A 22,967-nucleotide genomic window follows, 5' to 3' on the forward strand; every position below is an offset into this window, starting at 1 on the left:
ATCTTTAGCGTATTTTTAGCACCCAAGGTCACCCAATACAATCGACCCCGATCTCTGACAGGAGCGCACGGCAATGTCGGCCACAACGACACCTTCCCCGCGAGCAGTGATTTTCGACGCCTACGGCACGCTGTTCGACGTGCATTCGGTCATCGCCGCCGCGGAGCAACTGTTCCCCGGACACGGCGACGCACTGTCGCAGCTTTGGCGTCAGAAGCAGATCGAATACACGCAACTACGCACGCTCGCCGCGCGTACCGACGCTCCCGGCGAACACTACCGCCCGTTCTGGGACATTACGCTCGACGCACTGCGTTTCGCCGCGAAAAGACTGCAGCTCACGCTCGGCCGCACGGCCGAAAAACGGCTGATGGACGAGTACGCGTGTCTGTCCGCGTTTCCCGACGCGGTGCCCGCGCTGCGCGCGTTGCGCGAGCCCATTGCCGCGCCGCGTGTCGGGCTTGCGATTCTGTCGAACGGCAACCCGCAGATGCTCGACATCGCGGTCAAGAGCGCCGGCATGAACGCCCTCTTCGATCATGTGCTGTCGGTCGACGCGGTGCGCGCTTATAAACCCTCACCCGCCGCATATGCGCTCGGCCCCGACGCGCTCGGCGTGTCCGCGCGCGAGATCGTGTTCGTGTCGTCGAACGGATGGGACGTCGCGGGCGCGGCATGGTTCGGCTTCACGACGTTCTGGCTGAACCGGCAGAACCTGCCCGTCGAAGAGCTCGGCGTGACGCCGCATGGCACCGGCGCCGGCATGAACGATCTGCTGGGTTTTCTGCGGACGCTCGCGACGACGCCGCGCTCGAGCGACGGCCGTCAAACGAAAGTTCATGGCAGTGGCAGTCGCAAGCGCGCCGGCCCGCGCGGATGACGGCGCCCCGTGCCTTCGGCAATCCACTTCCCCGTTTTTTAAGCTTCGCATTTTTGCAGTCTGACCGACCAAGGAGAAAACATGGCTAATCCGCTGTCGTTGCCGCAAGGCATCGAAATCACCGGCGACATCGAGCCCGGCTTTGAAGCGATCCTCACGCGCGAAGCGCTGGAACTTGTCGCGGCGTTGCATCGCACGTTCGAGCCGCGCCGTCAGCAGTTGCTGCAGGCGCGCGTCGAGCGCACCAGGCGGCTCGACGCGGGCGAGCGGCCCGACTTCCTCGCCGCGACGAAGAGCGTGCGCGAAGGCGACTGGACGATCGCGCCACTGCCGCGGGATCTGCAGTGCCGGCGCGTCGAGATCACCGGGCCGGTCGAGCGCAAGATGATCATCAACGCGCTCAATTCGGGCGCCGACTCCTACATGACCGACTTCGAGGATTCGAATGCGCCGAGCTGGGACAACCAGATCACCGGACATATCAATCTGAAAGATGCGGTGCGCCGCACGATCTCGCTCGAACAGAACGGCAAGTCGTATCGGCTCAACGACAAGACCGCGACGCTGATCGTGCGTCCGCGCGGCTGGCATCTCGACGAGAAGCATGTGAAGATCGACGGCAAGCGCGTGTCGGGTGGCATCTTCGATTTCGCGCTGTACATGGTGCACAACGCAAAGGAGCTGATCGCCCGCGGCTCGGGCCCGTACTTCTATCTGCCGAAGATGGAGAGCCATCTCGAGGCGCGTCTGTGGAACGACATCTTCGTCGCCGCGCAGGAAGCGCTCGGCGTGCCGCGCGGCACGATTCGCGCGACGGTGCTGATCGAAACGATCGTCGCCGCGTTTGAAATGGACGAGATCCTGTACGAGCTGCGCGAACATAGCTCGGGCCTGAACGCGGGCCGCTGGGACTACATCTTCTCGGCGATCAAGAAGTTCAAGAGCGACCGCGACTTCTGCCTTGCCGATCGCTCGCAGATCACGATGACCTCGCCGTTCATGCGCGCCTACGCGCTGCTGTTGCTGAAGACCTGCCATCGCCGCAACGCGCCGGCGATCGGCGGCATGAGCGCACTGATTCCGATCAAGAACGATGCGGCCGCGAACGACAAGGCGATGGCCGGCGTGCGTTCCGACAAGGCACGCGACGCGGGTGACGGCTACGACGGCGGCTGGGTCGCGCATCCGGGTCTCGTGCCGGTCGCAATGGAAGAGTTCGTCAAGGTGCTCGGCGACCGGCCGAATCAGATCGACAAGCAGCGCGTCGACGTGCTCGTGACTGCGACCGACCTGCTCGACTTCCGCCCGGAAACGCCGATCACCGAAGCGGGCTTGCGCAACAACATCAACGTCGGCATTCATTACCTCGGTTCTTGGCTCGCGGGCAATGGCTGCGTGCCGATTCACAACCTGATGGAAGACGCAGCCACCGCCGAGATTTCGCGCTCGCAGGTGTGGCAGTGGATCCGCTCGCCGAAGGGCAAGCTCGACGACGGCCGCAAGGTGACGGTCGAACTGGTGCGCGAGCTCGCGGTGCAGGAGCTCGACAAGGTCAAACGGACGGTGGGTGGGAATACGAAGCCGTATGAGCGTGCGGCGCAAATCTTCGAGCAGATGTCGACCGCGGAGCAGTTCACCGATTTTCTGACGCTGCCGTTGTACGAAGAGATTTGATGACGTTTATGATGCGCGCTCGAGCGGCTTGGGCCCGCTCGAACCGAGCGATCGCATCAGCTTGAATGACGGCGTGCCGCGCAAAGATGCGGCGCGCCGTTTTTTTTTTTTGCTCGCTGTCGCGCACCGGCTCAGCGCGTGCGCCGATGTTCCACCCAATCTCCCGAACGGATTTCGGGCAGCCCTTTTACCGCGTTCGGCGCGACTGGATAGAAGCGGCAGTTCACGACGTTGCCGTCCACTTTGACCATCACCTCGCGCGCCAGAAAGCGATCTTCGACGCCCGGGTACACGGATTCGATTTCGTCGAGCACCGCGACGAGGGCATCGTCGATTTCGTAGACGTCGCCGCGCACCTCGACGCCTGCTTCGTCGACGACGAGACCTGGATAGTCGCCAAAATCGAATAGGTGGCCGCGAACGGTGGTGTCGCCGAGCAGGCTCGGCGCGGGAAGATCGTTGCGCGCGGCGGCTTGGCTGATGTCGTTCGCTTCACCGGCACGCAGCGTGCCGTAGACAAAGACGGTCTGCATCGTCGTTGAATCTCCGTGGTAGTGATGTTGCTGGCTCAGGGGGATCGGGACATTATGCAACGGTGGCCCGTTGGCAACGGCAACTGGGCACGGCCTACAATGCTTGATGCTCTCGGCAGTGAATGGCCTCGACCGCACTCCGCCGTTGCCAGCTCCGGTGATCCGAACCAAGCTTGCCATGACCTCGTCCACCGACTCCGACCCGCTGAGCCGCGTGCGTTTCGCCGACATACCGCCCGAGTTCGCGCCGAACGACACCCACCCGATCCGCGTGCGCTCGCGGCCCATGCCGGCCGGCTGGCATATCGCCCGTCACACGCATGCGTGGGCGCAGGTCGCGTATGCGTCGCGCGGCGTGCTGCGGGTCGCGACGACGGGCATGACATGGATGGTGCCGCCGTCGCGCGCAATCTGGCTGCCGCCGCATGTGACTCACGAAGTGGTCGCCGTCGAGGATGCGTTCCTGCGCACGCTGTACATCACCGAAAGCACGGTGCCGGCCGGACTCGATACGCCGCGCGTCGTCGAAGTGTCGAACCTGTTGCGCGAAGTGATTGCCGCGCTCGATACGCCGGGCCTGTCCGCCGCGCGCGAGCAACTGCTCGGCGCGCTCGCGCTCGATGAATTGACGCGCTCCGAGCCGCTGCCACTGTCCGTACCGATGCCCAGCGAAAAGCGGTTGCGCGCGCTGTGCGAGGCCGTAATCGCCGATCCGATGCATGGCGAATCGCTCGAACAGTGGGCGTCGACCGTGGGCGCGAGCACGCGCACGATCGCGCGGCTGTTTCGCAGGGAATTGGGGGTGAGTTTTTCGCAGTGGCGTCAACAGGCGATTCTCGCGCGCGCGATTCCTCTGTTGAGCCAGGGACGCCCGCTGTCGCACGTCGCACAGGAACTGGGCTATCAGAGCCAGAGCGCCTTCTCCGCGATGTTCCGGCGTGCGTTCGGCGCGAGTCCGCGCGCGTTTATCGAGCGAGGTGCCGAGCATCGCGCGAGCAGCGACGAGCATGAAGGCGCGCCGGCGGATGATGAAACGGCGCGGGATCAAGCCAGTTCGGCGGACGTTGCCGAGCGGTGATTGGCGATCACGAGCGGTGCGCGTCGGTCATCGCCGCAGGCACCACGTCACACCCGCCGCGCCAGATGACGGATCGCGCCTAGCTGCGCGAGCCGCGGCCCGGCGAGCTTGTAGCCCTTGCGCTGATACAGCCGCGCCGCCGGATTATCGACGAACACGCGCAACTGCAACTCACGCAGCCCGCGCTCGCGCGCCCATTGATGCGAGATGTCGAGCAGAAACGTACCCGCGCCAAGCCGCCGATACCCTTCGGCAATCTGCACGTCGCGGATATGCAGCGAATCGCCCTCTTCGGTGATACGCAGCACGCCCATCGGCACGTCATCCACTTCCAGAATAAAATTTTCCGATTCCCGCCAACTGCCGAGAAATAGATCGCTGCGCCACACCAGATGATGCCGGCGATAATAGCCGCCCATGTTGTTGCGGGTCAGCGCCTCGGCAAACTCGAAATCGTCCATGCTGGCCGCGCGCAGATGAAACGGTGACGGAGCTTCGGTGGGATCGAACATGGCGGGACCGCTAGGATGAGTCGCATCAACGGTAAAACAGGCCGCGCGCGCTGGCAATGGCTGTTTGTCCCGAGCCCTCCGGGAGGCGTTGGCAACGAACGCGACCAATAAAAAAAGCCCACTTCTTACGAAGTGGGCCTTCTCAAATCTGGCGGAGCGGACGGGGCTCGAACCCGCGACCCCCGGCGTGACAGGCCGGTATTCTAACCAACTGAACTACCGCTCCAGATTTTGCACCGCAGCCTGCGAACCATGCTCGCCGCCTACTGCACCGTTCAACTTTCATCCGAACGACGCCGATATTTGGCGTCCCCTAGGGGATTCGAACCCCTGTACTCACCGTGAAAGGGTGATGTCCTAGGCCTCTAGACGAAGGGGACAACGCACTGCTTACATCTTTAATGAAAAAGCCCGTTCAGGTATGTATGAACGGGCTTTGTCTGGCGGAGTGGACGGGACTCGAACCCGCGACCCCCGGCGTGACAGGCCGGTATTCTAACCGACTGAACTACCACTCCAGTCTTTACACCTTGCTTGCGAGCGTCGGTTAATTCTCTGCAAGCCGCACTGCTTTAGTAATACTCGAATACTAAAGCGACGCTGATGTTTGGCGTCCCCTAGGGGATTCGAACCCCTGTACTCACCGTGAAAGGGTGATGTCCTAGGCCTCTAGACGAAGGGGACAAAATCTTTTCAGATCCGTCTTGATTCGCTATCGATCCGATCAACTCGCGCTAACTTTTCAGTTAATCCGCAAAGTTTCTTTCTCGTCAAGTGCGAAGTCCGCTATTTTAACTACGTTTCGGCGACTTGTGAAGTTTTTTCTACAACTTCCAGGCTTCTCAACCGCTTTAACTTCTCTGCTCTGTTGGTGGAGGTAAGCGGGATCGAACCGCTGACCTCTTGCATGCCATGCAAGCGCTCTCCCAGCTGAGCTATACCCCCTGCAGATCAGAGAAACGAGATTCTAGAGGGCGATCTGCGCTTTGTAAATACCCTTTGAGCAATCACATGCGAATTCGTTTGCGCCGGCAGGCTAACCCTCTCATGCGCACCAACCGCTGATCAGCCGAGCGATTTTTCGATGCGGCTAACGACGACGTCGCGACCGAACAGCATCAGCACGCTGTCAATCGACGGAGTATGCGTGGTGCCCGCCACCAGCAGACGCACCGGCATCGCAAGTTGCGGCATCTTGAGCTTGTGCGCGCCGAGCGTCGCCTTCAGCGCGGCAGCGATCGACTCCCGGGTCCACTCCGCCGTCTTCAATGCAGCGGCCAGATCGGCGAGCGCCGGACGAACCGCGTCGGTCACGTGCTGTGCGAGCGACTCGGCATCGGGTGCCGGCGTGAGATAGAACATCGCGGCGTTCTGCGCGATCTCCTTCACGGTCGACGCACGGTCCTTCATCAGACCCACCACGCCCGTCAATCCCGGCCCTTGCGCGAGCGCGGCTTCACTGATGCCGAGTTCCGCGAAGAACGGTTTCGCCAGTTCGGCGAGGCGTGCGTTGTCAGCTTCCTTGATGTAATGCGCGTTGAGCCAGTTCAGCTTGTCGTGGTCATACTGCGCCGGCGACTTGCCGAGATGCTCGAGATCGAACCACTCGACGAACTGCTCGCGCGTGAAAATCTCCGCGTCACCATGCGACCAGCCAAGCCGCGCCAGATAGTTGACGACCGCTTCCGGCAGGTAGCCCGCATCGCGATACCCCATCACGCTCATCGCGCCATGGCGCTTGCTCATCTTCTCGCCCTGCTCGTTCAGCACGGTCGGCAGGTGCGCGTAGACCGGCGGCTCGCCGCCGAGCGCGCGCAGAATGTTGATCTGGCGCGGCGTGTTGTTGACGTGATCGTCGCCGCGGATCACGTGTGTGATGCGCATATCCAGATCGTCGACGACGACGCAGAAGTTATACGTCGGGGTGCCGTCCGGGCGCGCAATCACGAGGTCGTCGAGTTCTTCGTTCGAGATTTCGATGCGGCCTTTCACGGCGTCGTCCCACGCGACCACGCCGGTCAGCGGATTGCGAAAGCGCAGCACCGGCTTCACGCCCGTGGGCGGCTCCGGCAACACCTTGCCCGGCTCCGGACGCCACGTGCCGTCGTAGCGCGGCTTTTCGCCCGCTTCGCGCTGGCGCTCGCGCAGCGCGTCGAGTTCTTCGGTCGACATGTAGCAGGGGTAGACGAGCCCCGCGTCCTGCATCTGCTTCAGCACTTCGCGGTAGCGGTCCATGCGCTGCATCTGGTAGAACGGGCCTTCGTCGTAGTCGAGACCCAGCCACGCCATGCCTTCTAAAATCGCGTCGACGGATTCGGTCGTGGAGCGCTCGAGGTCGGTGTCCTCGACCCGCAGCACGAAGGTCCCTTTCATCTTGCGCGCGAACGCCCACGGATACAGCGCGGACCGAATGTTGCCCAAGTGGATGAAGCCGGTGGGACTCGGTGCGAAACGGGTGCGAACGGAGGTGGTCATTAGCGGTTACTCGGAAAACAGGCGCCGGCGCCGATGCGAAGATGACTACGAAGCGCGGCAGCGAAGCGTGTCCATGCTGCGCGCGATGTCGCGCACGGCCACGAGGGAAATAGGTGCAAGAGCCGAATTATACCTTCCGCACGTGGGCTACCGCCCTCGTCCGAATGGCCTAAGGCGCATAGGAGAACGGCGTCCGGAGAGCTACCTACACGCTTCGCCACCGCTTGCCTGAACCATCTTGAGAAAGCGCCTCCGCAGTTCCGAATACTTCCTCTGCAACGTTTCATTACAGCGCACCGCGCGAGCCGATCGTTTGCTTTAAGATGTGCGCGCGCTGCAATGGAGGGCTTACCGTACACCGCTCCATTGCGGAGGGACACTTCCCCAGCGCGCGGAATCGCCGTCGGCGATCCGCCTGGCCCGACCTCAGCCTGACCGCGGTGCGCGCGACGCCGCCTGTGTCGCCCGCGCCGCCGCTGGAGAACTCGTTGAAACCGTCATCCCCCAGTTCGAGCCGCCGCAACTTTTCGTTGGCGGCCGCATCCGCGGTGCTTGCCGCGTGCACCACGACCGCCGGCAAACTCGATAGCGCGCCGATCACCGCGACCCCCGCCGTACCCCCGACGCCGCCTGAAAAAGCGCAACAGAAGCCGGTGCGCGTCGCGCTCGCACTCGGCGGCGGCGCGGCGCGCGGCTTCGCGCACATCGGCGTCATCAAGGCGCTCGAGGCACGCAATATTCAGGTCGATCTGGTCGTCGGCACGAGCGCCGGTTCGGTGGTCGGCGCGCTGTACGCGTCGGGCATGAACGGCTTCGCGCTGAACAAGCTCGCACTGTCGATGGACGAAGCATCGATCAGCGACTGGGCGATGCCGTTTCGTACGCGCGGCTTCCTGCAAGGCGTCGCGTTGCAGAATTACCTGAACACGACGCTAAACAACCGTCCGATCGAGAAGATGGCAAAGCCGCTCGGTGTAGTCGCGACCGATCTGCAAACCGGCCAGCCGATCCTGTTCCAGCGCGGCAACACCGGCATCGCGGTGCGCGCGTCGTGCAGCGTGCCGTCGATTTTCGAGCCGGTGAAGATCGGCGGTCACGAGTATGTGGATGGTGGTCTCGTGAGCCCGGTACCGGCGTCGTTTGCGCGCAAGATGGGCGCGGATTTCGTGATCGCCGTCGATATCTCGCAGCGACCGGAAACCGGCCTCACGGCAAGCTCGTTCGACGTGCTGATGCAGACCTTCACGATCATGGGCCAGACGATCAAGGCCTACGAACTCGACAAGTACGCCGACGTGGTAATTCGGCCGAATCTCGCGGCGATGAGCGGCAGCGATTTTTCGCAGCGCAACGCGGCAATCCTCGCCGGCGAGGAAGCGGTCGCGAAGACGATGCCGGAGTTGCAGCGCAAGTTGGCCGCACGGCGGATGGGAGTCTGAAAGCGGTGGCGCGCAATTAGCGCGCGCCACTATCGAAAAAATTCGCGGTGTCAAACGCAAAAAGCCTGCTTCGAACGAAGCAGGCTTTTTTCTCGCGAGCGCAGCGCGGAATCAGTTATTGCCGCCGATCGTCGCGTTCACGCGCTTGCGCAGATCGTCGCCCTGATACGAGGTCTCGATCCGACGCGCACCCGTGAAGCGCTTTTCCCAGTACCCATCATCCATGTCGTCGACGCGAATCGTACTGCCGGTGGACGGCGAGTGCACGAACTTGTTATCGCCAATGTAAATGCCGACGTGCGAGAACGTGCGACGCATCGTGTTGAAGAACACCAGGTCGCCCGGCTTCAGGTCGCTTACGCGCACCTTTTCGCCCACGCGGCTCATTTCTTCGGCACGGCGCGGCAGGGCTAGGCCGAGCGTGTCCTGGAACACATAGCGCACGAAGCCGCTGCAATCGAGCCCCGAATCGGGCGTATTGCCGCCCCAACGGTAGCGCACGCCGATCATATTCAAGGCGCCGACCACCACATCGCCCGCTTTGCCGGCCATCCCCGAAAGGAACGATCGGGCGCCGCCGTTCTGGCTCTCGGCAGGCTTCGTTTGTGGAGTGAGGAGGAAGAGAGGATCCGAGCCGGTGGCGGTCGGATATGAGGCATTCTGACTAAAACCGCTTACTTCGTCGGCGAATGCGCCGGGAGCTGCTGCCATCAAGACGCCAATGAACATCCCGGCGACGACGCGCGTGCAAGCCTGGGTGAAGTTTCTTTGCTGCATTGGTCGGTAGTTTTTGCCAAAAAATCAGGGGTCTAGAAAAAGTTTGCTCGATACTAGCCAGTAAGTATTTGCGTGTCAAAAGAAATAGGAAAAATCAATCGAGAGACGCACTCAATTGGGGAATGGGTGAAAAATCAACGGTCCAGCGCTGCTTTCAGCAGCTTTCGCGTGTAAGGATGCACCGGCATCGCAAAAATTTGCTCGACGTCGCCGGTCTCCACGATCGATCCGTTTTGCATTACCACGACGCGGTGCGCCATGGCCCCGATCACTTCCAGATCGTGGCTGATGAACACGAAGCCGAGGTTGTATTTGTGCTGCAGACCGACGAGGAGCTTGAGCACCTGCTGCTGGATCGAGACGTCGAGCGCGCTGGTCGGTTCGTCGAGAATCAGCACACGGGGCTCCAGCACCAGTGCGCGCGCGATCGCGATGCGCTGGCGTTGGCCACCCGAAAATTCATGCGGATAACGATACAGCGCCGTGCGGTCGATGCCGACTTCGCGCAGCACCGCGACCACCTTGTCGCGCCGCGCTTGCGGAGTCATCTGCGGCCGATGCAGCGCGAGACCCTCGCCGACGATCCGCTCGATTGTCTGCCGCGGCGAAAGCGAACTAAAAGGATCCTGAAAGACGACCTGCATGTTCGAGCGCAACGCGGTCTTTTCCACGCCGCGATAGCTCGCGAGCGCCCTGCCCTGAAACTCGATCTCGCCATGCGCGGTGCGCTGCAGACCGAGCAGCGCCATCGCGAGCGTCGACTTGCCCGAACCCGACTCGCCCACGATGCCGAGCGTCTCGCCCTGGCGTACCGACACGTCCGCCTCGTCGACCGCGCGAAACCGCCCCGCGCCGAACCAGCCCCGCAAGCCGGGCAGTTTCGTTCTGAAGTCGACCGACACGTCGCGCGCTTCGAGCAGCACCGGCGAGATCGGCAACACCGGCACGACCTCGCGCTGCGGCCGGCTCGCGAGCAGCCGCTGCGTATACGGATGGCGCGGCGCCTCGAATACCTGCTCGACCGTGCCGGTTTCGACCAGCACGCCCCGCTCCATCACCGCGACGCGCTGCGCGAAGTGACGCACGAGGTTCAGGTCGTGCGTGATCAGCAGCACGGCCATGCCGCGCTTTTTTGCTTCGTCGCGCTGCAATTCCAGCAGCAGCTCGACGATCTGCGCGCGGATCGTCACGTCGAGCGCGGTGGTCGGCTCGTCGGCGAGCAACAGGCGCGGCCGGCAGGCAAGCGCCATCGCGATCATCGCGCGCTGCCGCTGACCGCCCGACAGCTGATGCGGGTAGCTGTTCACGCGTTTCTCCGGCTCCGCGATGCCGGTGCGCGCAAGCAGCGCGACCGCGCGCCTGCGCGCCTCGGTCGCGCCGACGCCATCGTGCACGACGATCGTCTCCGCAATCTGGTCGCCGATCGAATACAGCGGATTGAGCGCGCTCATCGGCTCCTGGAAGATCATCGCGATGTCCGAGCCGCGCAGACCACGCATCGCGCGCTCGCTCTTCTTCAGCAGCTCTTCGCCATCGAAGCGGATCGCCCCGCTCACCTGGGCGTCGCTGAGCAGGCGCAGTACCGACAGCGCGGTCACGCTCTTGCCCGAGCCCGATTCGCCGACGAGCGCGACCCGCTCACCGCGCGCGATGGCGAGCGTAACGTCGTCGACGACCACGGTGTCGCCGAACGCGACACGCAGATGGTCAAGTTCGAGCAGCGGCGTATTCGTCGATTGCGGATCGATCTGCGGCAGTGCGCTCATTGCCGGCCTCCGGCGCGCATGGCATCGGAGATACGCGTGTCGAGCGCGTTGCGCAGTGCGTCGCCCATGAAGGTCAACAGCAGCAGCATCGCGACCAGCACGCCAAAAGTCGACACCGAAATCCACCACGCGTCGAGATTCGCCTTGCCCTGCGCGAGAAGCTCGCCCAGGCTCGGCGTCGGCGGCGGCACGCCGAGGCCGAGGAAGTCGAGACTCGTCAGCGCGAGAATCGCGCTGCTCATGCTGAACGGCAGGAACGTGATGACCGGCGTCAGGCTATTCGGCAACACGTGACGCCAGATGATCTGCCGATGCGACAGGCCCATCGCGCGCGCGGCGCGCACATAGTCCTGCTGGCGAGTGCGCAGGAATTCGGCGCGCACATAATCGGACAGGCCGATCCAGTTGAACAGCGACAGCAGCACGATCAGCAGCGCGAAACTGCGCTCGAAGATCGACGAAAAGATGATCAGCAGATACAGCTGCGGCATCGCGTTCCAGACCTCGATCAGACGCTGTCCGACGATATCGGTTCGCCCTCCGAAGTAACCTTGCACCGCTCCCGCAGCAATGCCGACTATCGTGCTGATCACGGTCAGCACGAGGCCGAACACGACCGACACGCCGAAGCCGTACAGCAGACGCGCGAACACGTCGCGACCGCGGTCGTCGGTGCCGAGCCAGTTTTCGCGCGACGGCGGCGCCGGATTGGGCGCCTTGGAGAAGTAATTGAGCGTGTCGTAGTAGTAGTGATTCGGCGGATACAGCGCGAAATTGCCCGGCGCATCGAAGCGGTGACGGATGTACGGATCGAGATAGTCGGCCGGCGTGGGAAAGTCGCCACCGAAGGTGGTCTCGGCGTAGGTCTTGACCAGCGGGAAATACAGATGGCCGTCGTAGCGTACGACGACCGGCTTGTCGTTCGACCACAGCGGCCCCACGAGGCTCGCCGCGAATGCGACGACGAAGATGATGAGGCTCCAGTAGCCGAGACGCTGCTGGCGAAAACGCCGCCATACGCGGCGCGCCGGCGACGGCGACATCAGTGCGCGCGCGGGTTCGGTGCGCGCCGCCGCATCGGCGCAAAGGCGGGCTCGATTCATCAGCGCTCCAGCTGTTCGAATTGGATGCGGGGATCGACCCACACGTAGCAAAGGTCGGAGATCAGCCGCGTGACGAGGCCGATCAGCGTGAACAGGTACAGCGTGCCGAGCACGACCGGATAGTCGCGCCGCATCACCGATTCATACGACAGCAAGCCGAGCCCGTCGAGCGAGAACAGCGTTTCGATCAGCAGGCTGCCAGTGAAAAACGCGCCGATGAACGCGCCCGGGAAGTTGACGATCAGCGGCAGCAGCGCATTGCGGAACACGTGTTTCCACAGTACGCGCCGCTCGGATAAACCTTTGGCGCGTGCGGTCAGCACGTACTGCTTGCGGATTTCGTCGAGGAACGCGTTTTTTGTCAGCATCGTGACGACCGCGAAGCTGCCGACCACCGACGCCGTGATCGGCAGCGTGATATGCCACAGGTAGTCGAGGATCTTGCCGACGAGACTCAACTGGTCCCAGTTGTCGGAAGTGAGGTTGCGCAGCGGAAATAGCTGCAGGAACGTGCCGCCGCCGAACAGCACGAGCAGCAGCACGCCGAGCACGAAACCCGGAATCGCGTAGCCGACCAGCACGACGAGGCTCGTCGCGATATCGAAGCGCGAGCCGTTGCGCACCGCCTTCGCGATGCCGAGCGGCACCGATATCAGGTAGGTGAGAAAGAACGTCCATAGGCCGATGCTGATCGACACCGGCAGCTTGGAGACGATCAGCGACCACACGCTCTGATGGCGGAAATAGCTCTGGCCGAGGTCGAAGGTTGCGAAGCGCTTGAGCATCAGCACGTAGCGTTCGAGCGGCGGCTTGTCGAAGCCGTACAGCTGCTTGAGTTGCGCGATCTGTTGCGCGTCGACGCCGCTGTGCGAGCGCAGCCCGAACGGCGAGGCGCCCTCCGCGCCCTTGCGCAGCTCGTGCTGCATCTGCTCGACGGGGCCGCCCGGCACGAACTGGATCACGACGAAGGTCAGCGTCAGCACGCCGAGCAGCGTCGGGATCATCAGCAGCAGGCGTTTGAGGATGTAGCTCCACATAGGCGGTGTTCCGGTGCGAAGGCGATGGTTGGGGGCGATCGGTCCGCGGATCAGTCGACGGTGCCAGTGTGCGAGCGCGCCTGCGGATCCGCGTACCACCACATCGTCGTGATCCAGCCTTCCGCGCCATAGTACAGCGGCAGCGTCTTCGGCCACGCGAGCCCGCGTTTGAACGCGACGCGATGCGTGCCGCTGTACCAGTGCGGCACCACATAGTAGCCATGCATCAGCAGACGGTCGAGCGCGTGCGCGGCGTCGGTCAGCTGCTCGCGCGTTTGCGCATGCACGAGCGCGTCGAGCACCGCGTCGACGGCCGGCGACTTCAGGCCGATCGCGTTGTCCGAGCCGGGGGTATCGGCGGCCTTGCTGCCAAAGCGGGTGATCTGCTCGGCGCCCGGCACCTGGACGTCGGGCATGCGAATCGTCGTCACGTCGAAGTCGAATGCATCGAGCCGCTTCTGATAGACCGCGAAGTCGGTGGTGCGGAAGTTCGCGGTGATGCCGAGCTTTTGCAGATTGCGCGTGAAGGTCGCGATGATCGGCTCCATCGACGAGGCCGAACCCGAGTCGTCGAGTATCTCGAACTGAAACGGCTCGCCGTTCGCGTTGCGCAGCGCGCCGTCGCGATAGGTCCAGCCGGCCTGCTGCAGCAGATCGCGCGCCTGCAGCAGGTTGGCGCGCAGGGAGCCGGGCGGATCGGTATTGGGCTGCTTCGGCATCGGCCCGAATACCGCCGGGTCGAGTTGGGCGCGAAACGGCTCGAGCAGCGCGAGCTCGCCCGGCGACGGCAGCCCCTTCGCTTGCCATTCGGTGTTGGCGAAGTAGCTGTCGATGCGCGCGTACTGACTGAAAAACAGCTGGCGGTTCAGCCATTGAAAGTCGAGCGCGAGATCGAGCGCTTTGCGTACCCGCACGTCCTGGAACAGCGGGCGGCGCGTGTTCAGGAAAAAGCCCTGCATGCCGGTGCCGTTGTGCTGCGGGAACTCGCGCTTGATCAGCTCGCCGCTGTCGAATTTCTTGCCGACGTCGCGCCGCACCCAGTTGCGCGCGACATATTCGACGAGCGCATCGTATTCGCCGGCCTTGAACGCCTCGAGCCGCGCGGTGCTATCCGCATACAGCTTGTAGACGATGCGATCGAAGTTGTTCATGCCGACGCGCACCGGCAGATCGGCGCCCCAGTACTGCGGGTCGCGTTTGAAGGTGATCGTGCGGCCGTTGTCGTAACTGTCGATCAGATACGGCCCGCTGCCGACGGGCTTGTCGAACGCGAGCTGATCGAACGGAATGCGGCTGCCGTCCGGCTTCATCCCCCACTTGCGCGAGAACACCGGCATGCTGCCCGCGATCAACGGCAATTCGCGATTGCGCTCGCGAAACTCGAAGCGCACCGTGGCCGGATCGACGACGACCGCGCGCTCGATTGCGCTGAAAATCGACGCGTACTGCGGCGCGGCCTGCGGGCTCTTGAGCGTGTCGAGCGAGAACTTGACGTCGCCGGCGGTGACAGGGTCGCCGTTCGAAAAGCGCGCGCGCGGATTGATGTGGAAGGTGACCGACAGGCCGTCGGGCGCGACGACGATGTCGTCGGCGAGCAGCCCGTAGGCGGACGCGACTTCATCGCTGCTGCCGATCGTCAGGCTCTCGAACATCATCTCGAGGCCGGGCGCGGCATTGCCGCGCAGCGTGAACGGATTGAACTTGTCGAAGCTCGTCAGGCGGCTCGGGTTGGCGAGCACGAGCGTGCCGCCTTTGGGCGCCGCGGGATTGACGTAATCGAAGTGTCTGAAGCCGGCCGGATATTTCGGCTCGCCGTATTGCGCGATCGCATGCGCGGCATGCGCGTGTGGCGCGACGAGCAGACTCGCGCACAGCAACGCGACGGCGAATGCGGCGCGCAAGGGTCCGTGGATCACGCTGTGTCGAAGTCCCTCAGGCGTTTGAACCCGTCGCGAGCCGGTTGTCATGGAGTCGTGCTGGTCAGTGGGCAGTGGCGATGTGGGGGATTCTACCCAATTGGCTTGCGCGATCCGGCGCGCGCGCGTCTGCGACGAAATGCGTTAGCGCTGGATGTTTCAGCGCCAAAACAAAAACCGCCCTCGAAGGGCGGTTCTGCGATCGCTGCGGCCGGTCGGGGCGCCGCTGTGCACGACGCGGTCCGACTCAATGCCAGCCACGATGCTGGTCATAGTGACCGCGCGCATAGTCGCCGCGGCCCGGCGGATGGTGACGATACCAGTCGTCACGCGCCCAGTAGCGACGGCCGTCCCAGTACCGGTCGCCATGCCAGCCGATCACGACTTGCGGGCCGCCGTAGTACACGGGAGCCGGCTGATAGACGACGGGAGGTGGCGGCGGAGGCGGCGGTGCGTAGACCGGAGCCGGCGCGACGTAGACCGGCGCGGGAATGCCGATGTTCACCCCGATGTTGAGCCCGGCGGCGGTCGCGGCACCCGATGCCGCCAACGTCAACACGCCCAGCATAAGCGGAACAAGACGAACGGACTTCATTGATCACCTTTGTAGGAACACGTTTTGTTGGCGGAAATATAACGCAACGCAGCAACGTGCGTATTTCAACCTTGTAATAACTGATGCTGAAAATCGCGTCCGTCACGGCGGCGTAACGTTTCGTTACATCTTCGGACGGCTGGTGAAAAGCGCCGCCCGCGCGGGCGATGGCCTCACTCGTGCAACCTAGCGCAAACGAACATCCGATGTTCGAAAGAACATCCAAGGCCGGCAATTTCTGCTTTGTGTCATCGGACGACCGGTCGATGCCCGTTCAGAAAAATCATCCTTTTGCGCAACAAAATGTGGATGAACAGCGCAACGACTATGGTTTTCCCGAATATCTAGTGGTACCTCAAGTGGTAGGATGACCGCCAGCACAGACAGAATAAATGTTCGAATTCGCGCATGACCGGGCATTGCTTCCCTAAGCGATGACTCCGGTGCGCCACGGAGACTGATTTTGAAAACGATCAAGGGATTGCGCTGGTGGATCATCGCCCTCGTTTGCGTTGGGACGATCGTCAACTACCTGTCGCGCAACGCGCTCGGCGTGATGGCGCCCGAGCTGATGAAGCTGCTGCACATGAGCACGCGGCAGTACTCGTACGTGGTCGGCGCGTTCCAGGTCGGCTATACGGTGATGCAGCCCGTCTGCGGCCTGATCATCGATCTGATCGGCCTGCGCCTCGGCTTCGCGCTGTTCGCGTGCCTGTGGTCGCTGACCGGCGTATTCCACGGTTTCGCGGGCAGTTGGTTTTCGCTCGCGGCGTTGCGCGGCTTCATGGGCCTATCGGAAGCGGTCGCAATTCCGGCCGGCATGAAGGTCGTCGCCGAGTGGTTTCCCGATCGCGAGAAATCCGTCGCGGTCGGCTATTTCAATGCCGGCACCTCGTTGGGCTCGCTGCTCGCGCCGCCGCTCGTGGTGTTCCTGTCGCTGCGCTACGGCTGGCAAAGCGCGTTTGCGGTGACCGGTGCACTGGGCTTCGTGTGGGCCGCCGCGTGGTTCGTGCTGTACCGCTCGCCCGCCGAACACAAGCGCGTGAGCGACGCCGAGCGCACCGTGATCGTCGAAGGCCAGGCACCGCCCGCGGCGCGCCGCGCGAGCGTGCGTGAAGTGCTGCGCACACGCCGCTTCTGGGCGATCGCGCAAGCGCGTTTTTTTGCCGAGCCTGCGTGGCAGACGTTCAGCTTCTGGATTCCGCTGTATCTCGCCACACAGCGTCATATGGATCTGAAACAGATCGCGATGTTCGCGTGGCTGCCGTTTCTCGCCGCGGACCTGGGCGGTCTGTTCGGCGGCTATCTGTCGCCGTTCCTGATGAAGCATTTTCGCGTGCCGCTGATTTGGTCGCGTATCTCGGGCGTCGTGCTCGGCGCAGTGATGATGATCGGGCCGGCGTCGATCGGTCTGGTCGCATCGCCGTACCAGGCCATCGCCCTCTTCTGCGTCGGCGGCTTCGCACACCAGATGATCTCCGCGCTCGTCAACACGCTCGCCGCCGACGTATTCGATCCGGGCGAAGTCGGCACCGTCGCCGGCTTCGCGGGCATGGCCGCGTGGATCGGCGGCCTCGGCTTCTCGCTGATGGTTGGCGCGCTCGCCGATTCGATCGGCTACACGCCGCTGTTCGGCGCGCTCGGCGCGTTCGACATCATCGGCGCGACGCTGCTGGTCATCCTGATGCGCGGCGTGCCGCGCCACGGCCGCGCGCGCCGCGCGGATCTGAGCGTCAACACTGCTGCCTGACCTCCCTCGAAGACTCATTATGCGTTCACTCAATCTCAAACATCCGCCGCGCTTCGCGCTCGTCACTAACGCGCGCCACCCCGCGCGCCACCCCGCGGGCAACCCGGTCGTGCTGAGCGCGCAGCCGGATTGCCGCATCGAGTTGTTCGTGCTCGCCGAGGACATCATCCGCGTGCTGGTGCTGCCGGACGGCCAAACGCGCGGCCCGCGCACGTGGGCGATCGCGCCCGGCGCGGACGACGTGCCGCTCGAAGGCCGCGAGCGCCGCGACCTGAGCGGTTTCACGCCGCCCCCATTCACGGTGAACGAAGATGCCGATCACGTCGTGATCGAAACGGCACGCGTGCGCGTGAGCGTCGCGCTCGAAGGCGGCGCTTGCGCCTGGGACATCCGGCACGAAGGCACGTGGCATCGCGTAATGAGCGATCGCAAGACCCAGGCCTACAACTTCGGCTGGTGGGATTCGCGCGTCTATCACTACGTCGAGCGGCGCCGCGACGAAATGTATGTGGGGCTCGGCGAGCGTGCCGGCTCGCTCGACCGCGCGCAGCAAAGCTACGAGATGCGCAACATCGACGCGATGGGCTACAGCGCGCGCACCACGGACCCGCTGTACAAGCACATCCCGTTCTACGTGACGTGGCAACCGCAGACGTCGACGGGCTTCGGCCTCTTCTACGACACGCTCGCCGATTGCCGCTTCGACATGGGCCGCGAGCTCGATAACTACCACGGCCACTATCGGCACTTCATCGCCGAGCATGGCGACCTCGACTACTACTTCATCGCGTCGCCAGGTTCGCCGCTCGACGCGGTGCGCCGCTTCACGTGGCTCACCGGACGTCCCGCGTGGATGCCGAAGTGGGGCCTCGGCTACTCGGGCTCGACGATGAGCTACACCGACGCGCCGGACGCGCAAAAGCAGATGGGCGAATTCATCGAGCGCTGCCGCGAACACGACGTGCTGTGCGATTCTTTCCATCTGTCGTCGGGCTATACCTCGATCGGGCCGAAGCGCTACGTGTTCAACTGGAATCACGAGAAGTTTCCGGACATCGACGGCTTCGTGCAAAGCTATCTCGATTACGGGGTGCGCCTGTGCGCGAACATCAAGCCGTGTCTGCTGCAGGATCACCCGGCGTTCGACGACGTCGCTCGAGCCGGCCTGCTGATCCAAGCGCCAGATGGCGAGCCCGCATGGGTGCAGTTCTGGGACGAAGTCGGCGCGTATCTCGACTTCACGAATCCCGCGACGATCGACTGGTGGAAAGCGCGCGTGAAGGACTCGCTGCTCAAATACGGCATCGCGGCCACCTGGAACGACAACAACGAGTTCGAGATCTGGTCGCCGCGAGCGACCGCACGCGGCTTCGGCAAACCTTATCCGGCAGGCCAGGCGAAGGTATTGCAAACGCAGCTGATGATGCGCGCGTCGCACGACGCGCAGCGCGAGCACGCGCCCGACAAACGGCCGTTCCTCGTGTCGCGCTCGGGCGGCGTGGGCATGCATCGCTACGTACAGACGTGGTCCGGCGACAACTACACGTCGTGGGAAACGCTGCGCTTCGATCTGAAGATGGGGCTCGGGCTCGCGATGTCGGGCGTGTCGAATAGCGGCCACGACATCGGCGGCTTCTCGGGTCCGGCGCCGGAGCCGGAGCTGCTCGCGCGCTGGGTCGCGTTCGGTATCTTCCTGCCGCGCTTTTCGATTCACTCGTGGAACGACGACGGCACCGTCAACGAACCGTGGATGCATCCTGAAGTCACACGGCACGTGGCTGAGCTGATCAAGCTGCGCTATCGTCTGATCCCGTATCTGTACGAGCTGCTGTGGCAATCGCATAGCGCGTACGAGCCGGTGCTGCGGCCGCTGTTCGCGGAGTTTCCGCACGATCCGCGCTGCCTCGTCGATGGCGACGACATGATGCTCGGCGCGTCGATGCTGGTCGCGCCGGTGGTAGATCCAGGCCAGAGCACGCGCGACGTGTACCTGCCGACCGGTTCGCGCTGGGTGTCGTACTGGAGCGGCGAGGCGTTCGACGGCGGCCAGACCGTCACGCTGCCTGCGCCGTTCGAGCGTCCGGTGTTCCTGTTGCGTGAAGGCGGCGTGATTCCCCTCAACGTCGCAGAGCAGCACTTCGGCCGTCCCGCCGACGAGCGCGCGTTCCTCGCGGTGCCGTATGCCGGCGCAGGCACCGCGCATGGCGGGTCGATCGAGGACGACGGCGAGACCGAAGCCTGGCGCAACGGCGAGCAAGGCCGCTGGAACGTCACGCTGACGGGCGACGCGAACACCTTGCGCGTGACGCTCGAGCGTTCGCAATGGATGCCGTGCGCGCAGCCGCAAGTGCGCGTGTTCCTGCCGATGCACGAAACACGCGCGATCGAGTGCACCAACGGCACGCTCGCAGCCGATCACCTCGTGGACGGCTGGCGCTGTCTGACGATTTCATTGCCGCACTGAAACGCACCGAACGACAAACCGCACCGGCCCGAGGGATCGGGCCATCCATTCAGTCTGGAGACGTCCCAATCATGAAAAAAAACCAGCGCGCGCGCACCCGCGCGTTCGTCCTCTGCTGCCTGCCGTTCGCGGGCGCCGCATGGTCCACCAGCGCGTCGGCGCAAAGCAGCGTCACGCTGTACGGCGTGGTCGACAATGCGTTCGCCTACGTCAGCAACCAGAAGGGGCATTCGAACTTCTACATGAGCCAGGGCAACCTGCAGGCGAGTAAGTTCGGCTTTCTCGGCTCTGAAGATCTCGGCGGCGGCACGAAGGCGATCTTCCGGTTGGAGAGCGGCTTCAATTCGCTGACCGGCGCGCAAAGCACCGCTGGGTATATGTTCAACCGCCAGGCCTATGTCGGTCTCGCGAACGATCGCTATGGCACCGTGACGCTCGGCCGCCAGTACACGCCCTACTTCCAGATGGTCGGCGCGCTGGGGCCGACTGGCGTGCTGACCGGCGCGACCGGCGCACACCCCGGCGATGTCGACGCCCTCGACACGACGCTGCGCTTCAATAATTCGGTAACCTACCTATCGCCGACGATCGCTGGCCTGCAGGCCAGCGCACAGTACGGTCTTGGCGGCGTACCTGGCAGCGTCGCGAACGGCAGCCTGTTCAGCGCGGCGCTGCGTTATGACTTCCAGCCCGTGTCGCTCGCGGTCGGCTACGTGAAGCTGAAGGACATCGCGACGAGCGCGGCGCTCGGCAGCTTCGCGATCAACTCGCCGGTCAACAACGGATACGCAAGCGCGCGCAGCACGCAGTTGTTCGCCGCGGCGGGCCGCTACACGTGGCACGATCTGATGGTGGGCCTCAACTACTCGAACGTGCAATATGCGCCGGGCCACGGGTCGCTGTTCTTCGACAAGGCCGTGTTCAACACTTACGGTGCGATTGCGACGTACCGGATCACGCCGAGTGTGACCGTCGGCGGCGGTTATAGCTTCACCCAGGCAAGCAAGGCGAACGGCATCAGCGATCCGGCGCACTATCATCAGATCTCGCTCGAACAGACTTATAGCCTGTCGACGCGCACCACGCTGTACGCGCTCGAGGCCTATCAGCATGCAAGCGGCAAGTCGCTGATCGCATCGGGCAGCGGCGTGACCATTGCCGACGCCGTCGCGGTGGTCGGCGACTCGCAGAACGCGACGCCGTCGTCCGGTCCGTCGCAGTTCGTCGGCATGGTGGGGTTGCGGCACGCGTTCTGACCGACGCGATCGCCGTCAGTGGCGGGATCGGCTCAATCAGACAGACTCGTTGCGGGTGGCGCTGAATCTGGCGCGTCCGCGACCGATCGCTGCGTATGGCCCGCCGCTACTACGTCGATGCAGACCCCGCCGTATCTCGCTCGCAGCGGATTGCGCTCGGTCGTGCACAGCGTGCCGAGCGCATCCAAGCCGTCGGTGGCTGCCGATGCGATAGCCGATCCGCGTCGCCGCCAGCGCATCATGCATCGTTTGCGTGATTCGAAAAGCCTGAACCAACCTGAATTAGAACGCGTCGGCTTATAACCATTTTTATTAGCCAATGACTGTGATATTTAATAAATCGAATCCGCACGCTTGCAGGCTCTAAGCGAACCGTGTACGTCGGCCGTTTTCGGGCAAACTAACTGCGCAAAGGCAGCATGTATTCAAACAATTCGCGGTCGTTGGTAAAGCCGAGCTTTTTCATCCCCTGCTTGCGCTGGGTACTGACGGTTTGCAGGCTCCGATGACTTAATGCCGCGATTTCGCTGATACTCATGCCGCTGACGTACAGGCGCAGCACTTCTCCTTCCCGCACCGACAGACGTGCGGTTTTCGTCGTGTCGAATTCTTCGCAATGGGTAATACCGGAGATGCGCCGCACCGACGGCGCGACATAGAATTGGCCGCGTGAAACGGCGCGCACCGCGCTAATTAATTCTTCCGGCGAGTCGCTTTTCAGCAGCACGCCATGGGCACGCGATCTGATTATCGCTTTCAATAGCAAAGGGTTGGTGAGCGCGGTGACGAAGATGACTTTGGTCGAAGGATAGGTGCAACGCAGCAGTGCCATCAGGGCAGTGCCGTCCCGGTACATCTTCCCGGGGATCTCGAAGTCGCTCAGCAGCACGTCGACTTCCTCTTCCCGAAGCAATTCGACGATTGCCGTAGAGGTCTCAGCCTCGCCAACCACGCTCAAGCCAGCTTGCCTTCGCAAAACACATCGCATTCCTATTCGCAGAATAGAACTGCTGTCCGCGATAGCGATCTTAGTAAGCAAAACTCACCTCCAGACATGATTACCTACCACCACTGCATCTTTGCAACCTGACTTCCACATCTCACGCAAAATCGTAACGCCCATTCACTCACACGGCTTATCTTTACTTGTCCAGATAGCGTGGATGAACGCACTGACCGGCTGCGACACCTTACCAGTGCATATTGTGCGGGCGTCCGCCCCAATGCGAGATAGTATAAGCACGAAATATCTGTCAATAAGTGCAAATGCCCGACTGACATCGATGGACGTACCGAGACAATTTTTTACGTTTCGACATTGGATTCGCGCCGTATCGCATCTTAAAAAGATTATCGCGAAAATCAAAAGAACCTACAGGCTGCCGCATTGCGGCCGTAGAGGACCATCCGTAAAGCGAGACCTCCCGGTGGTCGGGGGTGCTTGGCGGGGGACGTGACGATTAGGTGGAAAGCGCAGGGCCAGCCAATTTGAAGCGACATTTGCGCCACCAGGCGGATGATGCGCGGCCCACCGCCGTGAAGATTCCATTGCCCTTCGAGTTGTCTTTGACCAGCGTGGAGCGCCAACGGCGCCATGCATTGATCAGTAGACCTGCATATCAAACTCGGGACATAGCCATGCCTGACGGTGAGATCAAAACCAAAAAAAATGACCCGGAAAAACAAAAACCCCGCAGAGCCTAGACTCTGCG

At 63.0% G+C, this 22,967-nt stretch carries 18 protein-coding genes and 5 tRNA genes; 8 read left to right on the forward strand and 15 right to left on the reverse strand.

Annotated elements, in window-relative coordinates; genetic code table 11:
* The first annotated feature begins 73 nt into the window (after positions 1-73).
* Both BJG93_RS09400 and aceB read left to right on the forward strand, forming a co-directional pair.
* Positions 74-880 (forward strand): haloacid dehalogenase type II, encoded by an 807-nt coding sequence (locus BJG93_RS09400; RefSeq protein ID WP_027198029.1) that lies wholly within the window; start codon positions 74-76, stop codon positions 878-880.
* Positions 881-961: 81 nt separating this feature from the next.
* A complete protein-coding gene (aceB, locus tag BJG93_RS09405; protein WP_027198030.1) occupies positions 962-2,554 on the forward strand; it encodes a malate synthase A in 1,593 nt (530 codons plus the stop codon).
* 131 nt (positions 2,555-2,685) lie between these two features.
* Here the strand turns inward: aceB and BJG93_RS09410 are convergent, their stop codons facing one another.
* Entirely contained in the window at positions 2,686-3,087 is a 402-nt protein-coding gene (locus tag BJG93_RS09410; protein WP_027198031.1) for a gamma-glutamylcyclotransferase family protein, read from the reverse strand.
* A 178-nt stretch (positions 3,088-3,265) separates the two neighbouring features.
* Between BJG93_RS09410 and BJG93_RS09415 the strand changes: the two genes are divergently transcribed.
* Positions 3,266-4,165 (forward strand): AraC family transcriptional regulator, encoded by a 900-nt coding sequence (locus BJG93_RS09415; protein WP_027198032.1) that lies wholly within the window; start codon positions 3,266-3,268, stop codon positions 4,163-4,165.
* Positions 4,166-4,212: 47 nt separating this feature from the next.
* Here BJG93_RS09415 and BJG93_RS09420 read toward each other — a convergent pair whose 3' ends face one another.
* The 7 genes from BJG93_RS09420 to gltX all read right to left on the reverse strand — a co-directional run bounded on the left by BJG93_RS09420 (position 4,213) and on the right by gltX (position 7,152).
* Positions 4,213-4,677 (reverse strand): GNAT family N-acetyltransferase, encoded by a 465-nt coding sequence (locus BJG93_RS09420; protein WP_027198033.1) that lies wholly within the window; start codon positions 4,675-4,677, stop codon positions 4,213-4,215.
* A gap of 149 nt (positions 4,678-4,826) precedes the next feature.
* Positions 4,827-4,903 (reverse strand) — tRNA-Asp (locus BJG93_RS09425).
* A 78-nt stretch (positions 4,904-4,981) separates the two neighbouring features.
* Positions 4,982-5,057 (reverse strand) — tRNA-Glu (locus tag BJG93_RS09430).
* 61 nt (positions 5,058-5,118) lie between these two features.
* A tRNA-Asp gene (locus tag BJG93_RS09435) sits at positions 5,119-5,195 on the reverse strand.
* Between the two features lie 90 nt (positions 5,196-5,285).
* Positions 5,286-5,361: transfer RNA gene (locus BJG93_RS09440), tRNA-Glu, on the reverse strand.
* A gap of 185 nt (positions 5,362-5,546) precedes the next feature.
* Positions 5,547-5,622: transfer RNA gene (locus BJG93_RS09445), tRNA-Ala, on the reverse strand.
* A 120-nt stretch (positions 5,623-5,742) separates the two neighbouring features.
* Positions 5,743-7,152, reverse strand: a complete 1,410-nt coding sequence (gene gltX / locus BJG93_RS09450) for a glutamate--tRNA ligase (protein ID WP_027198034.1) — start codon at positions 7,150-7,152, stop codon at positions 5,743-5,745.
* 323 nt (positions 7,153-7,475) lie between these two features.
* Here gltX and BJG93_RS09455 point away from each other — a divergent pair, with 323 nt between their 5' ends.
* Positions 7,476-8,591 carry a patatin-like phospholipase family protein gene (locus tag BJG93_RS09455; protein ID WP_231337393.1) on the forward strand — a complete coding sequence of 372 codons (1,116 nt, stop codon included), beginning with the start codon at positions 7,476-7,478 and terminating at the stop codon, positions 8,589-8,591.
* A gap of 111 nt (positions 8,592-8,702) precedes the next feature.
* On the opposite strand, the gene BJG93_RS09460 is transcribed toward BJG93_RS09455, so the two are convergent.
* The 6 genes from BJG93_RS09460 to BJG93_RS09485 form a co-directional block, all read right to left on the reverse strand.
* Positions 8,703-9,368, reverse strand: a complete 666-nt coding sequence (locus tag BJG93_RS09460; protein ID WP_027198036.1) for a C40 family peptidase — start codon at positions 9,366-9,368, stop codon at positions 8,703-8,705.
* Between the two features lie 134 nt (positions 9,369-9,502).
* The gene (locus BJG93_RS09465) at positions 9,503-11,134 is read right to left on the reverse strand and encodes an ABC transporter ATP-binding protein (RefSeq protein ID WP_027198037.1); all 1,632 of its coding nucleotides are present in this window, start codon (positions 11,132-11,134) and stop codon (positions 9,503-9,505) included.
* Complete coding sequence (locus BJG93_RS09470) at positions 11,131-12,237, reverse strand: ABC transporter permease (protein WP_027198038.1); 1,107 nt, start codon at positions 12,235-12,237, stop codon at positions 11,131-11,133. Before BJG93_RS09470 ends, BJG93_RS09465 begins: the two co-directional genes overlap by 4 nt.
* Positions 12,237-13,274, reverse strand: coding sequence for a microcin C ABC transporter permease YejB (locus tag BJG93_RS09475; protein WP_027198039.1), 1,038 nt, complete (start codon positions 13,272-13,274; stop codon positions 12,237-12,239). The genes BJG93_RS09470 and BJG93_RS09475 overlap by 1 nt, the downstream gene beginning before the upstream one ends.
* 50 nt (positions 13,275-13,324) lie before the next feature.
* Complete coding sequence (locus BJG93_RS09480) at positions 13,325-15,241, reverse strand: extracellular solute-binding protein (protein WP_082194644.1); 1,917 nt, start codon at positions 15,239-15,241, stop codon at positions 13,325-13,327.
* A gap of 196 nt (positions 15,242-15,437) precedes the next feature.
* On the reverse strand, positions 15,438-15,785 hold the full coding sequence (locus BJG93_RS09485; RefSeq protein ID WP_034479477.1) for a hypothetical protein: 348 nt from the start codon (positions 15,783-15,785) through the stop codon (positions 15,438-15,440).
* 206 nt (positions 15,786-15,991) lie between these two features.
* Between BJG93_RS09485 and BJG93_RS09490 the strand changes: the two genes are divergently transcribed.
* The 4 genes from BJG93_RS09490 to BJG93_RS09505 all read left to right on the forward strand — a co-directional run bounded on the left by BJG93_RS09490 (position 15,992) and on the right by BJG93_RS09505 (position 21,255).
* Positions 15,992-16,156: a hypothetical protein gene (locus tag BJG93_RS09490; protein ID WP_154671834.1), complete on the forward strand. Its 165-nt coding sequence runs from the start codon at positions 15,992-15,994 to the stop codon at positions 16,154-16,156.
* Between the two features lie 92 nt (positions 16,157-16,248).
* Entirely contained in the window at positions 16,249-17,535 is a 1,287-nt protein-coding gene (locus BJG93_RS09495; protein ID WP_027198041.1) for an MFS transporter, read from the forward strand.
* A gap of 19 nt (positions 17,536-17,554) precedes the next feature.
* Positions 17,555-19,999, forward strand: coding sequence for a glycoside hydrolase family 31 protein (locus BJG93_RS09500; RefSeq protein WP_027198042.1), 2,445 nt, complete (start codon positions 17,555-17,557; stop codon positions 19,997-19,999).
* A gap of 71 nt (positions 20,000-20,070) precedes the next feature.
* Positions 20,071-21,255 carry a porin gene (locus BJG93_RS09505; protein ID WP_027198043.1) on the forward strand — a complete coding sequence of 395 codons (1,185 nt, stop codon included), beginning with the start codon at positions 20,071-20,073 and terminating at the stop codon, positions 21,253-21,255.
* 400 nt (positions 21,256-21,655) lie between these two features.
* On the opposite strand, the gene BJG93_RS09510 is transcribed toward BJG93_RS09505, so the two are convergent.
* The gene (locus BJG93_RS09510; protein ID WP_051374411.1) at positions 21,656-22,243 is read right to left on the reverse strand and encodes a response regulator transcription factor; all 588 of its coding nucleotides are present in this window, start codon (positions 22,241-22,243) and stop codon (positions 21,656-21,658) included.
* Between the last annotated feature and the right edge of the window lie 724 nt (positions 22,244-22,967).

This window comes from Paraburkholderia sprentiae WSM5005 (assembly GCF_001865575.2).
In the GTDB taxonomy this organism is placed as follows: domain Bacteria; phylum Pseudomonadota; class Gammaproteobacteria; order Burkholderiales; family Burkholderiaceae; genus Paraburkholderia; species Paraburkholderia sprentiae.

What these genes read in the sequence shown, in the direction of transcription:
- BJG93_RS09480 (WP_082194644.1), bottom strand. Translation starts at nt 15,241, where the DNA reads ATGACAACCGGCTCGCGACGGGTTCAAACGCCTGAGGGACTTCGACAC.
- BJG93_RS09415 (WP_027198032.1), top strand. Translation starts at nt 3,266, where the DNA reads ATGACCTCGTCCACCGACTCCGACCCGCTGAGCCGCGTGCGTTTCGCC.
- BJG93_RS09420 (WP_027198033.1), bottom strand. Translation starts at nt 4,677, where the DNA reads ATGTTCGATCCCACCGAAGCTCCGTCACCGTTTCATCTGCGCGCGGCC.
- BJG93_RS09400 (WP_027198029.1), top strand. Translation starts at nt 74, where the DNA reads ATGTCGGCCACAACGACACCTTCCCCGCGAGCAGTGATTTTCGACGCC.
- BJG93_RS09465 (WP_027198037.1), bottom strand. Translation starts at nt 11,134, where the DNA reads ATGAGCGCACTGCCGCAGATCGATCCGCAATCGACGAATACGCCGCTG.
- BJG93_RS09475 (WP_027198039.1), bottom strand. Translation starts at nt 13,274, where the DNA reads ATGTGGAGCTACATCCTCAAACGCCTGCTGCTGATGATCCCGACGCTG.
- BJG93_RS09470 (WP_027198038.1), bottom strand. Translation starts at nt 12,237, where the DNA reads ATGAATCGAGCCCGCCTTTGCGCCGATGCGGCGGCGCGCACCGAACCC.
- BJG93_RS09455 (WP_231337393.1), top strand. Translation starts at nt 7,476, where the DNA reads ATGTGCGCGCGCTGCAATGGAGGGCTTACCGTACACCGCTCCATTGCG.
- BJG93_RS09485 (WP_034479477.1), bottom strand. Translation starts at nt 15,785, where the DNA reads ATGAAGTCCGTTCGTCTTGTTCCGCTTATGCTGGGCGTGTTGACGTTG.
- BJG93_RS09505 (WP_027198043.1), top strand. Translation starts at nt 20,071, where the DNA reads ATGAAAAAAAACCAGCGCGCGCGCACCCGCGCGTTCGTCCTCTGCTGC.
- BJG93_RS09500 (WP_027198042.1), top strand. Translation starts at nt 17,555, where the DNA reads ATGCGTTCACTCAATCTCAAACATCCGCCGCGCTTCGCGCTCGTCACT.
- gltX (WP_027198034.1), bottom strand. Translation starts at nt 7,152, where the DNA reads ATGACCACCTCCGTTCGCACCCGTTTCGCACCGAGTCCCACCGGCTTC.
- BJG93_RS09510 (WP_051374411.1), bottom strand. Translation starts at nt 22,243, where the DNA reads ATGCGATGTGTTTTGCGAAGGCAAGCTGGCTTGAGCGTGGTTGGCGAG.
- BJG93_RS09460 (WP_027198036.1), bottom strand. Translation starts at nt 9,368, where the DNA reads ATGCAGCAAAGAAACTTCACCCAGGCTTGCACGCGCGTCGTCGCCGGG.
- aceB (WP_027198030.1), top strand. Translation starts at nt 962, where the DNA reads ATGGCTAATCCGCTGTCGTTGCCGCAAGGCATCGAAATCACCGGCGAC.
- BJG93_RS09490 (WP_154671834.1), top strand. Translation starts at nt 15,992, where the DNA reads ATGTTCGAAAGAACATCCAAGGCCGGCAATTTCTGCTTTGTGTCATCG.
- BJG93_RS09410 (WP_027198031.1), bottom strand. Translation starts at nt 3,087, where the DNA reads ATGCAGACCGTCTTTGTCTACGGCACGCTGCGTGCCGGTGAAGCGAAC.